Source organism: Thermomonospora echinospora (genome assembly GCF_900108175.1).
In the GTDB taxonomy this organism is placed as follows: domain Bacteria; phylum Actinomycetota; class Actinomycetes; order Streptosporangiales; family Streptosporangiaceae; genus Thermomonospora; species Thermomonospora echinospora.
In genome coordinates, this window is record NZ_FNVO01000007.1 from 280738 (window position 1) to 294046 (window position 13309).

At 73.7% G+C, this 13309-nt stretch carries 15 protein-coding genes; 8 read left to right on the forward strand and 7 right to left on the reverse strand.

Features of this window, described 5'->3' with window-relative positions; translation table 11 throughout:
* Positions 1 to 77: 77 nt before the first annotated feature.
* Genes pcaH through pcaDC form a run of 3 tightly spaced genes read left to right on the forward strand, consistent with a single transcriptional unit; the run spans position 78 to position 2558 of the window.
* Positions 78 to 842, forward strand: a complete 765-nt coding sequence (pcaH, locus tag C4U03_RS18785; RefSeq protein ID WP_103939087.1) for a protocatechuate 3,4-dioxygenase subunit beta — start codon at positions 78 to 80, stop codon at positions 840 to 842.
* Positions 842 to 1402: a protocatechuate 3,4-dioxygenase subunit alpha gene (gene pcaG, locus C4U03_RS18790; RefSeq protein ID WP_103939088.1), complete on the forward strand. Its 561-nt coding sequence runs from the start codon at positions 842 to 844 to the stop codon at positions 1400 to 1402. Before pcaH ends, pcaG begins: the two co-directional genes overlap by 1 nt.
* Complete coding sequence (gene pcaDC, locus C4U03_RS18795; protein ID WP_103939089.1) at positions 1389 to 2558, forward strand: bifunctional 3-oxoadipate enol-lactonase/4-carboxymuconolactone decarboxylase PcaDC; 1170 nt, start codon at positions 1389 to 1391, stop codon at positions 2556 to 2558. Before pcaG ends, pcaDC begins: the two co-directional genes overlap by 14 nt.
* Here pcaDC and C4U03_RS18800 read toward each other — a convergent pair.
* The gene (locus C4U03_RS18800; protein ID WP_235017955.1) at positions 2542 to 3216 is read right to left on the reverse strand and encodes an aminoacyl-tRNA hydrolase; all 675 of its coding nucleotides are present in this window, start codon (positions 3214 to 3216) and stop codon (positions 2542 to 2544) included. The genes pcaDC and C4U03_RS18800 overlap by 17 nt on opposite strands.
* Before the next feature lie 196 nt (positions 3217 to 3412).
* On the opposite strand from C4U03_RS18800, the gene C4U03_RS18805 reads away from it, so the two are divergent.
* A complete protein-coding gene (locus C4U03_RS18805; protein WP_103939090.1) occupies positions 3413 to 4501 on the forward strand; it encodes a hypothetical protein in 1089 nt (362 codons plus the stop codon).
* Positions 4502 to 4633: 132 nt separating this feature from the next.
* Here the strand turns inward: C4U03_RS18805 and C4U03_RS18810 are convergent, their stop codons facing one another.
* Positions 4634 to 5239, reverse strand: coding sequence for an HAD family hydrolase (locus C4U03_RS18810; protein ID WP_103939091.1), 606 nt, complete (start codon positions 5237 to 5239; stop codon positions 4634 to 4636).
* Positions 5240 to 5249: 10 nt separating this feature from the next.
* Positions 5250 to 6587, reverse strand: coding sequence for a serine hydroxymethyltransferase (locus C4U03_RS18815; RefSeq protein WP_103939092.1), 1338 nt, complete (start codon positions 6585 to 6587; stop codon positions 5250 to 5252).
* Positions 6588 to 6815: 228 nt separating this feature from the next.
* Between C4U03_RS18815 and C4U03_RS18820 the strand changes: the two genes are divergently transcribed.
* Entirely contained in the window at positions 6816 to 7484 is a 669-nt protein-coding gene (locus C4U03_RS18820) for a TetR/AcrR family transcriptional regulator (protein ID WP_235017956.1), read from the forward strand.
* A 211-nt stretch (positions 7485 to 7695) separates the two neighbouring features.
* Here C4U03_RS18820 and C4U03_RS18825 read toward each other — a convergent pair whose 3' ends face one another.
* Both C4U03_RS18825 and C4U03_RS18830 read right to left on the reverse strand, forming a co-directional pair.
* Complete coding sequence (locus C4U03_RS18825) at positions 7696 to 7995, reverse strand: Dabb family protein (RefSeq protein ID WP_103939167.1); 300 nt, start codon at positions 7993 to 7995, stop codon at positions 7696 to 7698.
* Positions 7996 to 8030: 35 nt separating this feature from the next.
* Positions 8031 to 8492, reverse strand: a complete 462-nt coding sequence (locus tag C4U03_RS18830; RefSeq protein ID WP_103939094.1) for a flavodoxin family protein — start codon at positions 8490 to 8492, stop codon at positions 8031 to 8033.
* A 235-nt stretch (positions 8493 to 8727) separates the two neighbouring features.
* Between C4U03_RS18830 and C4U03_RS18835 the strand changes: the two genes are divergently transcribed.
* From C4U03_RS18835 to C4U03_RS18845, 3 genes are all read left to right on the forward strand, one after another.
* The gene (locus C4U03_RS18835) at positions 8728 to 9927 is read left to right on the forward strand and encodes a serine hydrolase domain-containing protein (protein WP_103939095.1); all 1200 of its coding nucleotides are present in this window, start codon (positions 8728 to 8730) and stop codon (positions 9925 to 9927) included.
* A 35-nt stretch (positions 9928 to 9962) separates the two neighbouring features.
* Complete coding sequence (gene nfi, locus C4U03_RS18840) at positions 9963 to 10637, forward strand: deoxyribonuclease V (RefSeq protein ID WP_103939096.1); 675 nt, start codon at positions 9963 to 9965, stop codon at positions 10635 to 10637.
* Positions 10638 to 10790: 153 nt separating this feature from the next.
* Complete coding sequence (locus C4U03_RS18845) at positions 10791 to 11552, forward strand: glucose 1-dehydrogenase (RefSeq protein ID WP_103939097.1); 762 nt, start codon at positions 10791 to 10793, stop codon at positions 11550 to 11552.
* A 3-nt stretch (positions 11553 to 11555) separates the two neighbouring features.
* On the opposite strand, the gene C4U03_RS18850 is transcribed toward C4U03_RS18845, so the two are convergent.
* Together C4U03_RS18850 and C4U03_RS18855 are read right to left on the reverse strand one after the other, a co-directional pair.
* Entirely contained in the window at positions 11556 to 11807 is a 252-nt protein-coding gene (locus C4U03_RS18850) for a hypothetical protein (protein ID WP_160147036.1), read from the reverse strand.
* Positions 11808 to 11834: 27 nt separating this feature from the next.
* Positions 11835 to 13241, reverse strand: coding sequence for an amidase (locus tag C4U03_RS18855; RefSeq protein WP_235017957.1), 1407 nt, complete (start codon positions 13239 to 13241; stop codon positions 11835 to 11837).
* Between the last annotated feature and the right edge of the window lie 68 nt (positions 13242 to 13309).

A 13309-nucleotide genomic window follows, 5' to 3' on the forward strand; every position in this document is an offset into this window, starting at 1 on the left:
GCCCGCGTTGACAGCCCGGACGGCCGGGCAGCAGACTCGGCCACGAAAATGAACTCTAGTTCACTAGGCGAACGCACATGGCCGAGACCCAAGAGACCATCAGCGCCGAGATCGCCGAACTCCGCGACGCCTACGCCAAGGCCGTCGCCGACGGCGGGCCGCGCAGCGACCACCCGGCCCGCGACTACCGGCCCTACCGCAGCAGCGTGCTGCGGCACCCCAAGCGGCCGCTGGTGACGGTACGCGACCCGGAGGCAGTGGAGCTGAGCGGGCCGGTGTTCGGGGTCACCGACGTGACCGACCTGGACAGCGACCTGACCCGTCAGCACTCCGGCGAGCCGCAGGGCGAGCGGATCACCGTCACCGGACGCGTGCTGGACCGGGCCGGCCGGCCGGTGCGCGGCCAGCTGGTGGAGATCTGGCAGGCCAACGCCGCGGGCCGGTACGCCCACCAGCGCGACCAGCATCCGGCGCCGCTGGACCCCAACTTCACCGGGGTCGGCCGCTGCCTGACCGACGACGAGGGCCGGTACGCCTTCACCACCATCAAGCCCGGCCCCTACCCGTGGCGCAATCACGACAACGCCTGGCGGCCCGCGCACATCCACTTCTCGCTGTTCGGCACCGCCTTCACCCAGCGGCTGATCACCCAGATGTACTTCCCCGGCGATCCGCTGTTCCGCTACGACCCGATCATGCAGTCGGTGACCGACGACGCGGCGCGACAGCGGATGGTCGCCGAGTACGTGCACGACCTGTCGGTGCCGGAGTGGTCCATGGGCTACCGCTGGGACATCGTGCTGGACGGCCCCGCCGCCACCTGGATCGAGGAGGGCCGCTGATGGGCCTGCCCACACCGTCGCAGACCGTCGGCCCGTTCTACGGCTACGCGCTCCCGTTCACCGGGGGCGGCCAGATCGCCCCCACGGGCGACCCGGCGGCCGTCACCCTGCACGGGTACGTCCTCGACGGGGCCGGAGAGCCGATCCCCGACGCCATCCTGGAGTTCTGGCAGGCCGCCCCGGACGGCTCGCGGGCGGGGGCGCCGGGCTCGCTGCGCCGCGACCCCGTCACCGGCACGGTGATCGGCCGCCACGGACTCGACTTCACCGGGTTCGGCCGGGTACCGACCGACGCCGACGGGCACTACGCGCTGCGGACCCTGCCGCCGGGCGGCGCCCCGTACATCTCGGTGTGCGTGTTCGCCCGCGGCCTGCTCCACCACCTGTACACCCGGGCGTACCTGGCGGACGCCCCCGGCGACCCGCTGCTGACGTCGCTGGAGCCGGAGCGTCGTGCCACCCTGCTGGCCACACCCGAGCGGGACGGGGTATACCGCTTCGACATCTATCTGCAGGGGAACGAGACGAACGAGGAGACGGTCTTCCTTGCCTTCGCATGACGGGACCGGCGTGCTGAACCATCGCCTCGACGGGCCCGCGTCGGGTCCGCCGGTTCTGCTGGGACCTTCGCTGGGCACGTCGCTGGCTGTGTGGGAGCCGCAGGTCCCTGCGCTGGCCCGTGCCCGCCGGGTCGTCCGGTGGGATCTTCCCGGCCACGGCGGCTCGCCCGCCGCGCTGCTGCCGGCCGGCTCGACCATCGCCGATCTGGGGCGGCTCGTCCTCGACCTGGCGGACTCGCTGGGCGTCGGCCGGTTCGCCTACGCCGGGATCTCCCTGGGCGGAGCCGTCGGCGCGTGGCTGGCGGTGCACCACCCCGACCGGATCTCCTCCTTGGTAATGGTGTGCTCCTCTGCCCGGTTCGGCGAGCCGGAGGGCTGGCACGAGCGGGCGGCCCTGGTGCGGGCGAAGGGCACCGGCCCGCTCGCCGACACCGCCCCCGCCCGCTGGTTCACGCCGGGTTTCGTCGCCGGCTCCCTGGTGGACGACATCCGCGCCGCCGACCCGGAGGGCTACGCCGCCTGCTGTGAGGCACTGGCGGGCTACGACCTGCGGGACGCGCTGGACCGGATCACGGCCCCCACCCTCGTGATCGCCGGACGCGAGGACCAGGCCACCCCGCCCGCCCACGCCCGGGAACTGGCCGACGGCATCCCCGGCGCGGGCCTGGTGGAGGTGCCCGGGGCCGCGCACCTGGCCGGGGTGGAACGCCCGGCGCCCGTCACCTCCGCCCTGCTGGGTCACCTGGCGGCCGGCTCCGACGACGGCTCGCGGCACGCCGCCGGGATGGCCGTGCGCCGCGCCGTGCTCGGGGACGCGCACGTGGACCGGGCCGTCGCCCGCACCACCGGCTTCACCGCGCCCTTCCAGGACTTCATCACCCGGTACGCCTGGGGCGAGATCTGGACCCGTCCCGGCCTCGACCGCAAAACCCGCAGCTGCATCACGCTGACCGCCCTGGTCGCCCACGGCCACCACGACGAGCTGGCCATGCACGTACGGGCGGCCCTGCGCAACGGACTGACCCCCGAGGAGATCGGGGAGGTGCTGCTGCAGGCGGCGGTCTACTGCGGGGTCCCCGCCGCCAACTCCGCGTTCGCCATCGCCGACCGGGTACTGCGGGAGGAAGGCGAGGGCCCGCTCAACGGCGGCCGGTGACCAGCCAGGCGATCGCGGTCATCGTGCCGGGTGGGACCTCGGTGAAGCCACCGTCCCGCACCACCGCCGTCGCCTGCCGCACGCACTCCCGCCACGGCACGTCATCGGCAAGGTGGACGCGCGCCCCGGCCGCCAGCCAGGCCGCCACGTCCCGGCGGGACCCCTGCCGCAGCAGCAACTGAGCCGCGTGCCCGGACTGGGCCGCCGACTTACCAGTGCTCATGGTGACGCCGGGGTTGAGCGCGAGCGCCGCGTACGGCGGCTCGGGCGGCGGCTTGGACTCCTCGCGGACCAGGTCGAGCCCTGCCACCTGGAGCTTGGCCAGCTGCGGCGGCACCTCGTCCACCGGCCCGGGAACGAACGCGCGCACCCGCGCCCCGTCGTGGTCGACGGTGACGCCGGGCAGCTCCTGTGCCTCCCGCCAGCGAACGCCCCGGGCCCGCCGCGCCACCTTGCGGATCCGTCCCGACTCCCAGCGCCGCACCCTGGCGTGCCACTCCCCCTCCGGCTCGGTGCTGCGGGGGTCGGTGAGCAGTCGTACGACCGCCATCGCGGCGGCCTCGCAGACGGCGCCGTGCACGGGCGGTGCGGCCTTCTCCACCTGAACGGCCAGTTGCATCGCCCACGGCGGATCGTCGAAGGGATCAGGGAAGGTCACCACCCGAGGGTATTCCACCGCTCCGCCGCGAATCGGCCGCGTCTCCGCCGACTTTCGGGACCGGGATGTGGGTAGGCAACTATTGACCCTCTTGGGACGTCGGTCCTGTAGAGGGTTCGGAGAGGGACGCGCGGTGCCGGCGGTCTCCCTGTGGCGCCTGGAGGACACCGCGCGAGAGCCTGGGCGGAGGTCGCCGGTGGCCAGTGGTGCCGGGAGCAACACCATCCCCGGGACCGGCACGTTCTTCGTCGGCATCGACATCGTGCCGGGCCGTTACCGCTGTGACGACGGCAAGGGCGGCTGGTGGGTGCGCTTCACCGGCCCGGACGGCGACGACCCGGTGGGCTCCTGGCCACTGCCCGCGGGCCCCACCGAGGTCGAGATCGAACCGACCGACTTCGCGTTCGAGACTCGGGTGGGCACCTACTGGCGGCTGGTGGCGCCCGGCCACGTCGCCGGGCAGCGGCGGTCTGGCCCCGAGCCAAGGCCGGTGGCCGACCCGACGCTGCGCGCCGAGCTGGACGGCATCGTGGCGGCCCGCCGGCCGCCGCCGTGGCTGATCCCACTGCTGGTGGTCGCGCTGTTCGCGGGCGGCGCCGCGGTGCTGGGCCCGCTGTGGCTGCTGTACACCGCACCGGCGGGCATCACCGGCGCGGTCGGCGCGCGGATGGTCGACGACCTGGTGCGCGCCCGGGCGCTGAGCCGCCGCCGCGACCGCTACCTGGTGCCGGAGGACCTCGACGACGACGGGCGGGCGCTGCTGGCCCGCGCGCAGCAGGCGCTGACGGCCGTCCAGGAGTCGCAGGTCAACCGGGAGGGGATGCTGGACCCGGTGGACAACGCGGTGACCCTGCCGCGCCAGGAGTGGGAGATCGCCCAGGCGCTGGCCCGGCAGTCGCGGCTGCGCCGCCGTCAGCACGAGCTGGCCGAGTCGGCCGGGTCGATCCCCGAGGTGGCCGCCGCGATGCGGCCGCTGCACCACAAGCTGGAGCTTTCGGTGCGGGCCGTGACACGGCGCGTGGAGGCGCTGGAGCGTTACGCCGAGCGGGCCCGCGCCGCCGACGAGGCGCTGCGCGCCCACCGCCAGCTGGAGAAGCTGGCCGAAGGGGCGCACGAGTACGACGAGCTGCTCGCCGAGACCGTCCGCGACGACCTGGCGCTGCCCGTCATCGAACGGCTCGCCGAGCAGGGCGAGGTCCTGGTCCACGTCCTGCGCGCCCGCCTGGCCGAGGCCGCCGAGGCGGGCGGCGAGCTGCCGGTGTCTCCGCCGGGCAAGGGGGACTGAGGGGGACCGGGTCTCCGGTGGTCGAACGTGTCCGCCCGGCCCCGCGCCGGGCCGGGTGGACACGTCGGCCCCTTGCCCTCTGCACGGACGCGGCGGCGCGGTGGTTCAGCCCGCGCCGCGGCGGTTTGCGGCTCAGGCAGAGCGGGCGTCCAGGGCTCGGCGGACCTGGTCCGGCGAGGTGAACACCTCGGCGCTCATGCCGACCCGGCGGGCGGCCAGCACGTTCATCTCGTTGTCGTCGAAGAACAGCACCCGGGACGGCTCGACGCCCAGCCGCCGCGCGCAGATCTGGTAGGCGCGGGGGTCGGGTTTGGCCACACCGATCCGGCAGGAGTAGGTGAGCGTGTCGAACCGGCTCAGCAGCCGGCCGTGCCGCTCCTCCATCACCGTCACCAGGTCGGCGACGATGTTGGACAGCAGCCCCAGCCTGTGCCCTTGGTCGGCCAGCTCGGCGACCAGCGCGGCCATCGTCTCGTCGACCTCGCTCCAGCTCTCCAGGTCGGCCTCCACCAGTGCCGCCACGTCGCCGAAGGCGGTGCCCAGCCGCCCGGCGACCGCCCGCCAGTAGTCCCCGGCCGGCAGGCCCGCGTCATAGGCCGGGCGGCACGCCCAGTAGGCGTCCCAGAAGGCCGCCGAGCCCTCCGGGACGCCCGCCAGCCCCTCGATATGGCGCTTGGCCCGCTCCGACTGGTCGCAGGCCAGCACGCCGTACAGGTCGAACAGGATCACCTCGCACATGGTGGCGAGCCTATGCGCGGCGCGCCTCCTCCCTGATCCGGGCGATGGCCTTGCGGATCGTCGCGGGGTCGGCGTCGCGCAGCAGCAGGTCGGCCATCAGCGCGGCGACCTGCCGCAGTTCCGGCTCGCCGAGGCCGCGCCGGACCACCTCCTGGGTGCCGATCCGCAGCCCGCGGTCCGGCTCGCCGTCGGCCTGCCAGGGCAGCCCGATGGCGCTCAGGTAGACGCCGGCCTCGGCCAGCCGCGCCATCGCCGCCCGGCCGCCGCCCAGCGCGGCCACGTCCACCGCCACGTGGTGGGAGTCGGTGAAGCCCCGGCCCTGGCCCGCGACGGTGAAGCCCTCCTCGCTCAGCGCGGCGGCGAAGTCACGGGCCACCGCGATGCAGCGGTCGGCGTAGGTCCCGCCGTCGTCGAGGATCTCCGCCGCCGTGACGGCCAGCGGGGCCAGCCGGGCGGCGTCGTAGTTGGCGGTCAGCCCAGGGAAGACCGCGTCCGACACCTTCTCGGCCAGCGCCGCGTCGTCGGTGGCGATCACCCCGCCGGGCGGGCCGCCGAACGACTTGTAGGTGGAGAACGTCAGCAGGTCGGCCCCTTCGGCGAGGGGACGCTGGAACCGCCCGGCCGCCACCAGCCCGGCCATGTGCGAGGCGTCGTACAGCAGCACGGCGCCGGCCGCCGAGACCGCCTCGGCGATCGCCGCCACCCGGTGCGGGAACAGCAGCAGGCTCGCCCCGATCACCACCAGCCGGGGCCGCTCGCGCTCCAGGAAGCCCGGCAGCGCACCGAGGTCCACGTCGTAGGCGTCCACGTCGTAGGGCAGGTCGACCACGCGCAGGCCGCGTACGCCCGGCGCGCCCACGGCGTGATGGCTGGTGTGGCCGCCCGCCCGCTCCGGCAGCACCGCGATGGTGTCCCCCGGCTCGGTCAGCGCGGTGTAGACTGCCAGGTTGGACATGGTGGCGCTGTGGCTGCGCACCTCGGCGAACCGGGCGCCCACCAGCCGGGCCATCAGCGCCGGGGTGAGCACCTCCAGTACGTCCAGCCGGTCGAGGCCGGCCTGGTACTTCTCCCCCGGCCAGCCCATGCTGGGCCGTCCGCCCACCGGGGCCTCGGCCACCCGGCGGGCGGCCTCGCTCATCACGTTCGTGCCGGCGTAGAGCACGATCCCCTCGTCGTCGAACTGCCGGGCGTGGCCGTGCAACGCGGCCTCGACCGCGTCCACGACACCGCCCGCCGAGAGGTCGGCCCACAGCCCGCCGAGGTCGGCCGCCACCTGGGAGATCCGGGCCCGCGCCACCGGCGAGGCCCACGGCGCGATCTCCGGGAACGTTCCATCATGCTGCTCCATAAGGACGAACCGTACGGAACCACATGTACCGCGCGCCAGAGGAGATCGTGTCACGTCCCGGTCGCGCCGGATCGGGACCTTGCCACCGGCGGGTTCGCGGCGTTCCGCCGGGCCCATGAGGCGGCCAAACGCTTGGTCGTGCCGTAACCTGACGGGAATGCCTCCCGCGCGACCTGACCTGACCTGATGGTTGACCAAGCGGTTGGGCGGGCCAGGCATACTGGGGAGGTGAAGACGACGAGCACCGATTCCGGACGGTCGCAGGCCCGGGGGACGGGCGGGGGCGACGGGCGGCGGCGCGGCAGGGGCTCGCCGGGGATGGCGTCGGAGCGGCGTGAGCACCTGGTGCGGCTGGCCGCCGAACTGTTCGCCCAGAAGGGCTTCCAGGCCACCACGGTCCGCAACATCGCCGACGAGGCCGGCATCCTGTCCGGCAGTCTCTACCACCACTTCGACTCCAAGGAGTCGATCGTGGACGAGATCCTGTCGGGCTTCTTCGACGAAATCATGGCCTCCTACCGGGCCGCCATCGACCGCGGCCAGGGCCCGCGCGAGACCATCGCCGCGCTGGTGCGCGCCGCGTTCGACACGCTGGAGCCGCACCGCGCGGCGATCACCGTGATGCAGAACGACTGGAGCTATCTGCGCGGCATGGAGCGCTTCGCCTACCTGACCAAGGCGGAGGACGAGATCGAGGAGATGTGGGCCGGCACGATCCGCCAGGGCCAGCGCCAGGGCCTGTTCCGCGCCGACATCGACGCCACCCTGACCTACCGGATGGTCCGCGACACCATCTGGATGGCGGTGCGCTGGTACCGGCCGGGCAGCGGGCTGGATCCCAAGACCCTGGCCGAGCACTACCTCAAGGTCATGTTCGACGGCATCAACATCCACTGACCGCCCGGAGCGCACACCACGCCCAGCGGCCCGGCCGGCGGGAGGGCATCCCGCCGGCCGGGCCGCCGCCGTATGCGGGCCGCCCGCCACGGATGGGGCGCGATCCATCCAGGCGGGCGGCGTTCACCGGGCGGACCCTGAGGACGCCCGTGCAGCCGAACCTAACCCGGAACGGATATATAGGCAAGCGCTTGCTCGGTAGGCTCCGGCCTCACAGGTCGTACTGGATGGCGGCGCGCTCGCCGATCAGCGGCTTGATCACCTCGTCGAGCACCGCGCGGTGGTCGGGATGGTCCCGGTAGACCAGGTAGTCCGCGCGATCGGCGAAGTCGGCCACCACGGCGAAGTCGTAGCCGCCCGGAGTGACCCCGGCGTTGGTCCCCAGGCTGTAGGACCTGATCTGCGGGATCCGGCCGGGCAGTCGCGAGAGCCGGGCGGCCACCTCCTCCTGCTGGCTGACGGTCGTTCCCTCGACCCAGCGGAACAGCGCCACATGACGGAATCCACTCATGCCGTCACCGTAGTACTCCCGGCGACCGGAGATCCTCACCCGGCCAGTCCGGCCAGTTCGGCGGCGGCGACCGCGCCCAACTCCCAGCAGTCCTCCAGATCGGCCTTGCCCGGCTCACCGGTCACCACCAGCGGCGGCCGCACCGCCCGCCAGCCCAGCCCGGTGGTGATCGTCTCGATCGCCCGCAGCGCGCCCGTGGCGTCGCTGCCGCCGTGCAGGTACGCCACGTACGGGCGGCGCACGGTCGCCTCCAGGCAGGGGTAGTAGATCTGGTCGAAGAAGTGCTTGAGCGCCCCCGAGATGTAGCCGATGTTGACCGGGGTGCCCAGCACCAGCCCGTCGGCCTCCAGGACGTCCACCGCGCTCGCCGTCAGCGCCGGGCGGGCGACGACCTCGACGCCCTCGATCTCGTCCGTGGACGCCCCGGAGCGGACCGCCTCGAACATCGCCTGCAGGTTCGGCGAGGCGGTGTGATGCACGATCAGCAGTCTCCTCATCACCGGCGAGCCTAACGGCCTTCCGGGCGCGGCCGCCGCAGCGGTTCCGGCCCTGATGCCGCCCGCCCCTCGGCGCCGCCGCGGTGGACGACTCACCTCTGGCGCCGCCCGGGTTTCCAGCCGCCGTGGAGGGTGGACCGCCTGGAACGCGTACACGATGGGCGGCCTCACATCGACTCCACTTCTCTGATTCGAGCATCATGCAGTGAAGACCCTCAGTGAAAGGACCTCACGCGTGACGACCCATCAGACCCCGGTTCAGGGGCACTGCGACCCGGCGTTCAAGGCGGTGCGCGACAGGTTCGAGGAGTCCTTCGCCCGGGGCCGCGAAGTGGGCGCGGCCGTGACCGTGTACGCCGGGGACCGGCTGGTCGTCGACCTGTGGGGCGGCGTGGCCGACCACCGGACCGGCCGGGCCTGGCTGCCGGACACCCCGTGCGTGGCGTTCTCGTGCTCCAAGGCGGTGACCGCCACGGCCGCGCTGCTGCTGGCCGAGCGCGGCGCCTACGACGTGACCGGGCCGGTGACGGACTGGTGGCCGGAGTTCGGCGCGCACGGCAAGGAGGGGGTGACGGCCGAGCATCTGCTGTCGCACCAGGCGGGGCTGCCCGCGTTCGCCGGCCCGGTGAGCGCGCAGGAGGCCGCCGACCCGGCCGCCATGGCCGCCCTGTTGGCCGGACAGGCTCCGGAGTGGACCCCCGGCGAGGCGCACGGCTACCACGCGCTGACCTTCGGCTGGCTGGCGGGCGAGATCGTCCGGCGGCACGCCGGACGATCGGTCGGGGAGTTCGTCCGCGACGAGTTCGCCGGGGAGTTGGACCTGTGGCTCGGCGCCCCGCCGGAGGTGATCGAACGGGCCGCCCGGCTGACCGCGCGCCGGTCCGCCGCGCCCCAGGACCCCGGGCCCCGCGCCGACGACCCGCGGCCGGTGCGCAAGGACGGCGCCGTCCTGGCACGGCTCGCCCAGGCCGCCGCCGACCCTGCCGGCCTGCTGAACCGGGCGACCAACAACCCCGATCCCGGCAAGGGCGGCTACAACAACCCGGTCGTGCTGGCGGGCGGCTGGCCGGCCGCCGGCATGGTGACCACGGCGTCCGCACTGGCCGGCTTCTACCGCGACCTGGTCGCCGGGCGCGTCCTCAAGCACGACACCCTCCGCGACGCGCTCCGGCGCCGGGTCCACGGCCCCGACCGGGTGATGGTCGAGGACACCTCGTTCGGGCTGGGGTACATGCGGCCCGCGGCGTCGTTCTTCACGCCGCCCGCTGGGGTGGAGACCGCGTTCGGGCACAGCGGCGCGAGCGGCGCCACCGGCCTGGGCGACCTTGAGGCGGGGATCGCCATGGCCTACATCCCCAATCTGATGGGCGGCGCACTGTCGGCCGACCTGCGCGCCTACCGTCTGGTGGAGGCCGTCTACGCCTCGCTCGGCTGAGAGCCTCGCCTGAGAGCCGGGTAGCGTACGCGGCCGTGGAGGTACGAGCACTGCACCCATGGCCCGCGACACCCGGCGAGGCCGAGACCATCCAGGATCGGCTGCGCCCGCTGCTGGACCTCACCGGCCCCGGCCCGGCCGCGCCGCGCACCGCGGCGGGGCTGGACGTGTCCTACGAGGAGGGCACGGACCGGCTGGCCGCCGCCGTGGTGGTGCTGGACATGGCGACGCTGCAGCCGGTCGAGGAGTCGGTCGTCATCGGCACGGCCGCGTTCCCGTACGTGCCGGGGCTGTTCGCCTTCCGGGAGCTGCCGACGCTGATCGAGGCGTTGGAGAGGCTGTCGGTGACGCCCGATCTGCTGGTGTGCGACGGGCACGGGCTGGCCCATCCCCGGCGCTTCGGACTGGCCTGCCATCTGGGCGTGCTCACCGGCCTGCCGTCCATGGGCGTCGCCAAGACCCACCTGCTGGGCTCCTACGACCCGCCGGACCGGGCGCGGGGCTCGGCCGCCGACCTACGGCATGACGGGCAGGTCGTCGGCCGCGTGCTACGGACCCAGGACGACGTCCGCCCGGTCTACGTGTCGGTGGGCCACCGGATCGGCCTGGACACCGCCTGCCGCCATGCGCTGGCGCTCAGCCCTCATTACCGGCTCCCGGAGACCACCCGCCACGCCGACCGGCTCGGCCGCCGGGCCCTGCGCGCCTGACCGCCCACCGGGACGGATCTTGCCGGTTAACCAAGCGTTCGTTAGGTTGATCGCGATGGATCGCCCGGCCCGTCCCGGTGGCACGGCGGGCCGGGGGCCGCTCCGCCGCCTCGGGGCGGTCGCGGCGACCGGGACACGCAGGAGGAAAGCCTGATGGGGCAGCTCGACGGCAAGGTCGCGATCATCACCGGCGGGGCGCGCGGGATGGGCAGATCGCATGTCCGGCGGTTCGTCGCCGAGGGCGCCTCGGTCGTGTTCGGCGACATCCTGGAGCAGGAGGGCGCCGAGCTCGCCGGCGAACTGGGTGAGGCGGTGCGCTTCGTCCGTATGGACGTCACCTCGCCCGAGGACTGGAAGAACGCCGTCGAGACCGCCGTGGCCGCCTACGGCAAGCTCGACGTGCTGGTCAACAACGCCGGGATCATCCAGCACAAGCGCATCGAGGACATGAGCCTGCAGGAGTGCCGGCGCATCCTGGAGATCAACCTGATCGGCCAGTGGCTGGGCATCAAGGCGGTCATCGAGGCCATGAAGGAGGCCGGCGGCGGCTCGATCGTCAACGTCTCGTCCACCGAGGGCTTCATCGGGGCCGCCGGGCTGGCCGCCTACAGCGCCAGCAAGTTCGGCGTGCGGGGCCTGACCAAGGCCGCCGCGCGGGAACTGGGCGAGCACAACATCCGGGTCAACTCCATCCACCCCGGCGGCATCCTCACCCCCATGGTCATGGACCCGGACGTGGTCGCCGCCACCGCCGACAGCGCCGACTCCTTCATGAAGGCGCTGCCGCTCGGCCGGATGGGGCGGACCCGCGAGGTGTCCGGGCTGGTGGCGTTCCTGGCCTCCGACGACGCCGCCTACTGCACCGGCAGCGAGGTCCTGGTGGACGGCGGGATGCTCACCGGCGCGGGCTACTGACCGCTAGGGGGCGGCGGCGACGGCGCGGGAGCGGTCGGTGGCCATCTTGACCGCCGGCCCGCCCAGCACCGTCGCCATGAACGCCCGCTGCGCCCGCGTCCACGCCGGCCGCCTGGCCAGGAAGACCGCCAGCCCGCCGGCGGTGAGGGTGATCAGGGTGTTGCCGATCATCGCTACGGTGATCTGGGTGCCGCCGAGGATCAGGTTCTGCAGCGCGACCACGGCGATCCCGATCATTGACGCGGCACTGACCACGCCATCCCTCTTCCGCCGAGTGGCTCCTTACGCGACCCGGTCCATGGAAACAGGTGCGCGGCGTTCGTGCCACCTCTCCACCGCCTCCAGTTGGGCGGCCAGGGAGATCAGCAGCGCCTCGTCGGAGTCGTGCCCCAGCAGTTGGGCGCCGATGGGCAGCCCGGCGGAGGTCGTCCCGGCCGGCACGCCGACCGCCGGCCAGCCCAGGACGTTCCACGGCCAGGCGTACGGGCAGGCGGCCGCGGCGGCCGACTGCGTCCGGTTCCAGTTCGCCCCCTCGTAGGCGTTCACCCTCGGCGGCGGCTGCGCGGTGGTCGGGGTGAGTACCACATCGGCCACCTGGAAGATCCGCCCTGCCCGCCGTTGCAGCGCCGGGTCCATCCGCCGGGCCAGCGGCAGCAGCCGCCGGCCGACCACCCGGCCGATCCTGGCCTCCACCTCGGTGCGCGCCTCGGGGGCCGCCCCCGGGATCGAGTCCAGCCAGTCGGCCACCCCCGCCGTCCCGCGCGGGACCAGCCCCAGCCCGACCAGCCCATAGTCGGGGTCGGCCGGGAAGACCTTGTGCCCGAGTTCGGTCAGCCGCCGCGCGATCCGCTCCACCGCCTGCCTGATCTCCGGATCGACCCGGCCGGTCACCCCGAACGCGGTGCGGAACGACACCGCGATCCGCAGCCGTCCCGGCTCCCGGCGGGCCGCCTCGGCGAACGAGCCGATCGGCGCGTCCAACTGGTAGACGTCCTCGGGGTGGCTGCCGGACAGCACGTCCAGCAGCAGCGCCGCGTCGGCCACGCTGCGCGCCAGCGGCCCCCACACCGTCAGCCCGTGGAAGGCGTCCCGGTGTGGGTACCCCGACACCCTCCCCCGCTGCGGCTTGATCCCCACCAGCCCGGTCCACGCCGCCGGGATGCGGATCGAGCCCGCCCCGTCCGAGCCCACCGCCGCGGCCACCATCCCCGCCGCCACGGCCGCCGCCGAGCCACCGCTGGACCCGCCGGGCGTGTACTCGGGATTCCACGGGTTGCGCGCGCACCCGAACCCCGGCGACTCGCTGAACGGCCACAGCCCGATCTCGCAGGTGCTGGTCTTGCCCACGATGACCGCCCCGGCCGCCCGCAGCCTGCGGACCTGCTCGGCGTCCCGCTCCTTGGGCAGGTGGTCGCCGGGCACCGCGAACGGCGTGGTCTCCCCGGCCAGATCGGTGTCGTCCTTGATCGCCACCGGGACCCCGAGCAGTGGCAGCCGTTCCCCCTCGGCCAGCCGCCGGTCGGCCTCGGCCGCCTCCGCCCGCGCGGCCTCGGCCCGCACCACCCGGAAGGCCCCCAGCCCCTCCTGCGCGGCGATCCGCTCCAAGGAGTGCTCCACCAACTCCTTGGCCGACAGCTCACCGAGGGCGAGCAGCTCGGCCTGCGCCGCCAATCCGAGCCCGTCCAACACGTCGCCTCCCTGTCGTTCGTTCGAACGAACGATAACAACAGGCAAAGAGAGGTGAAAGACCCACCGTC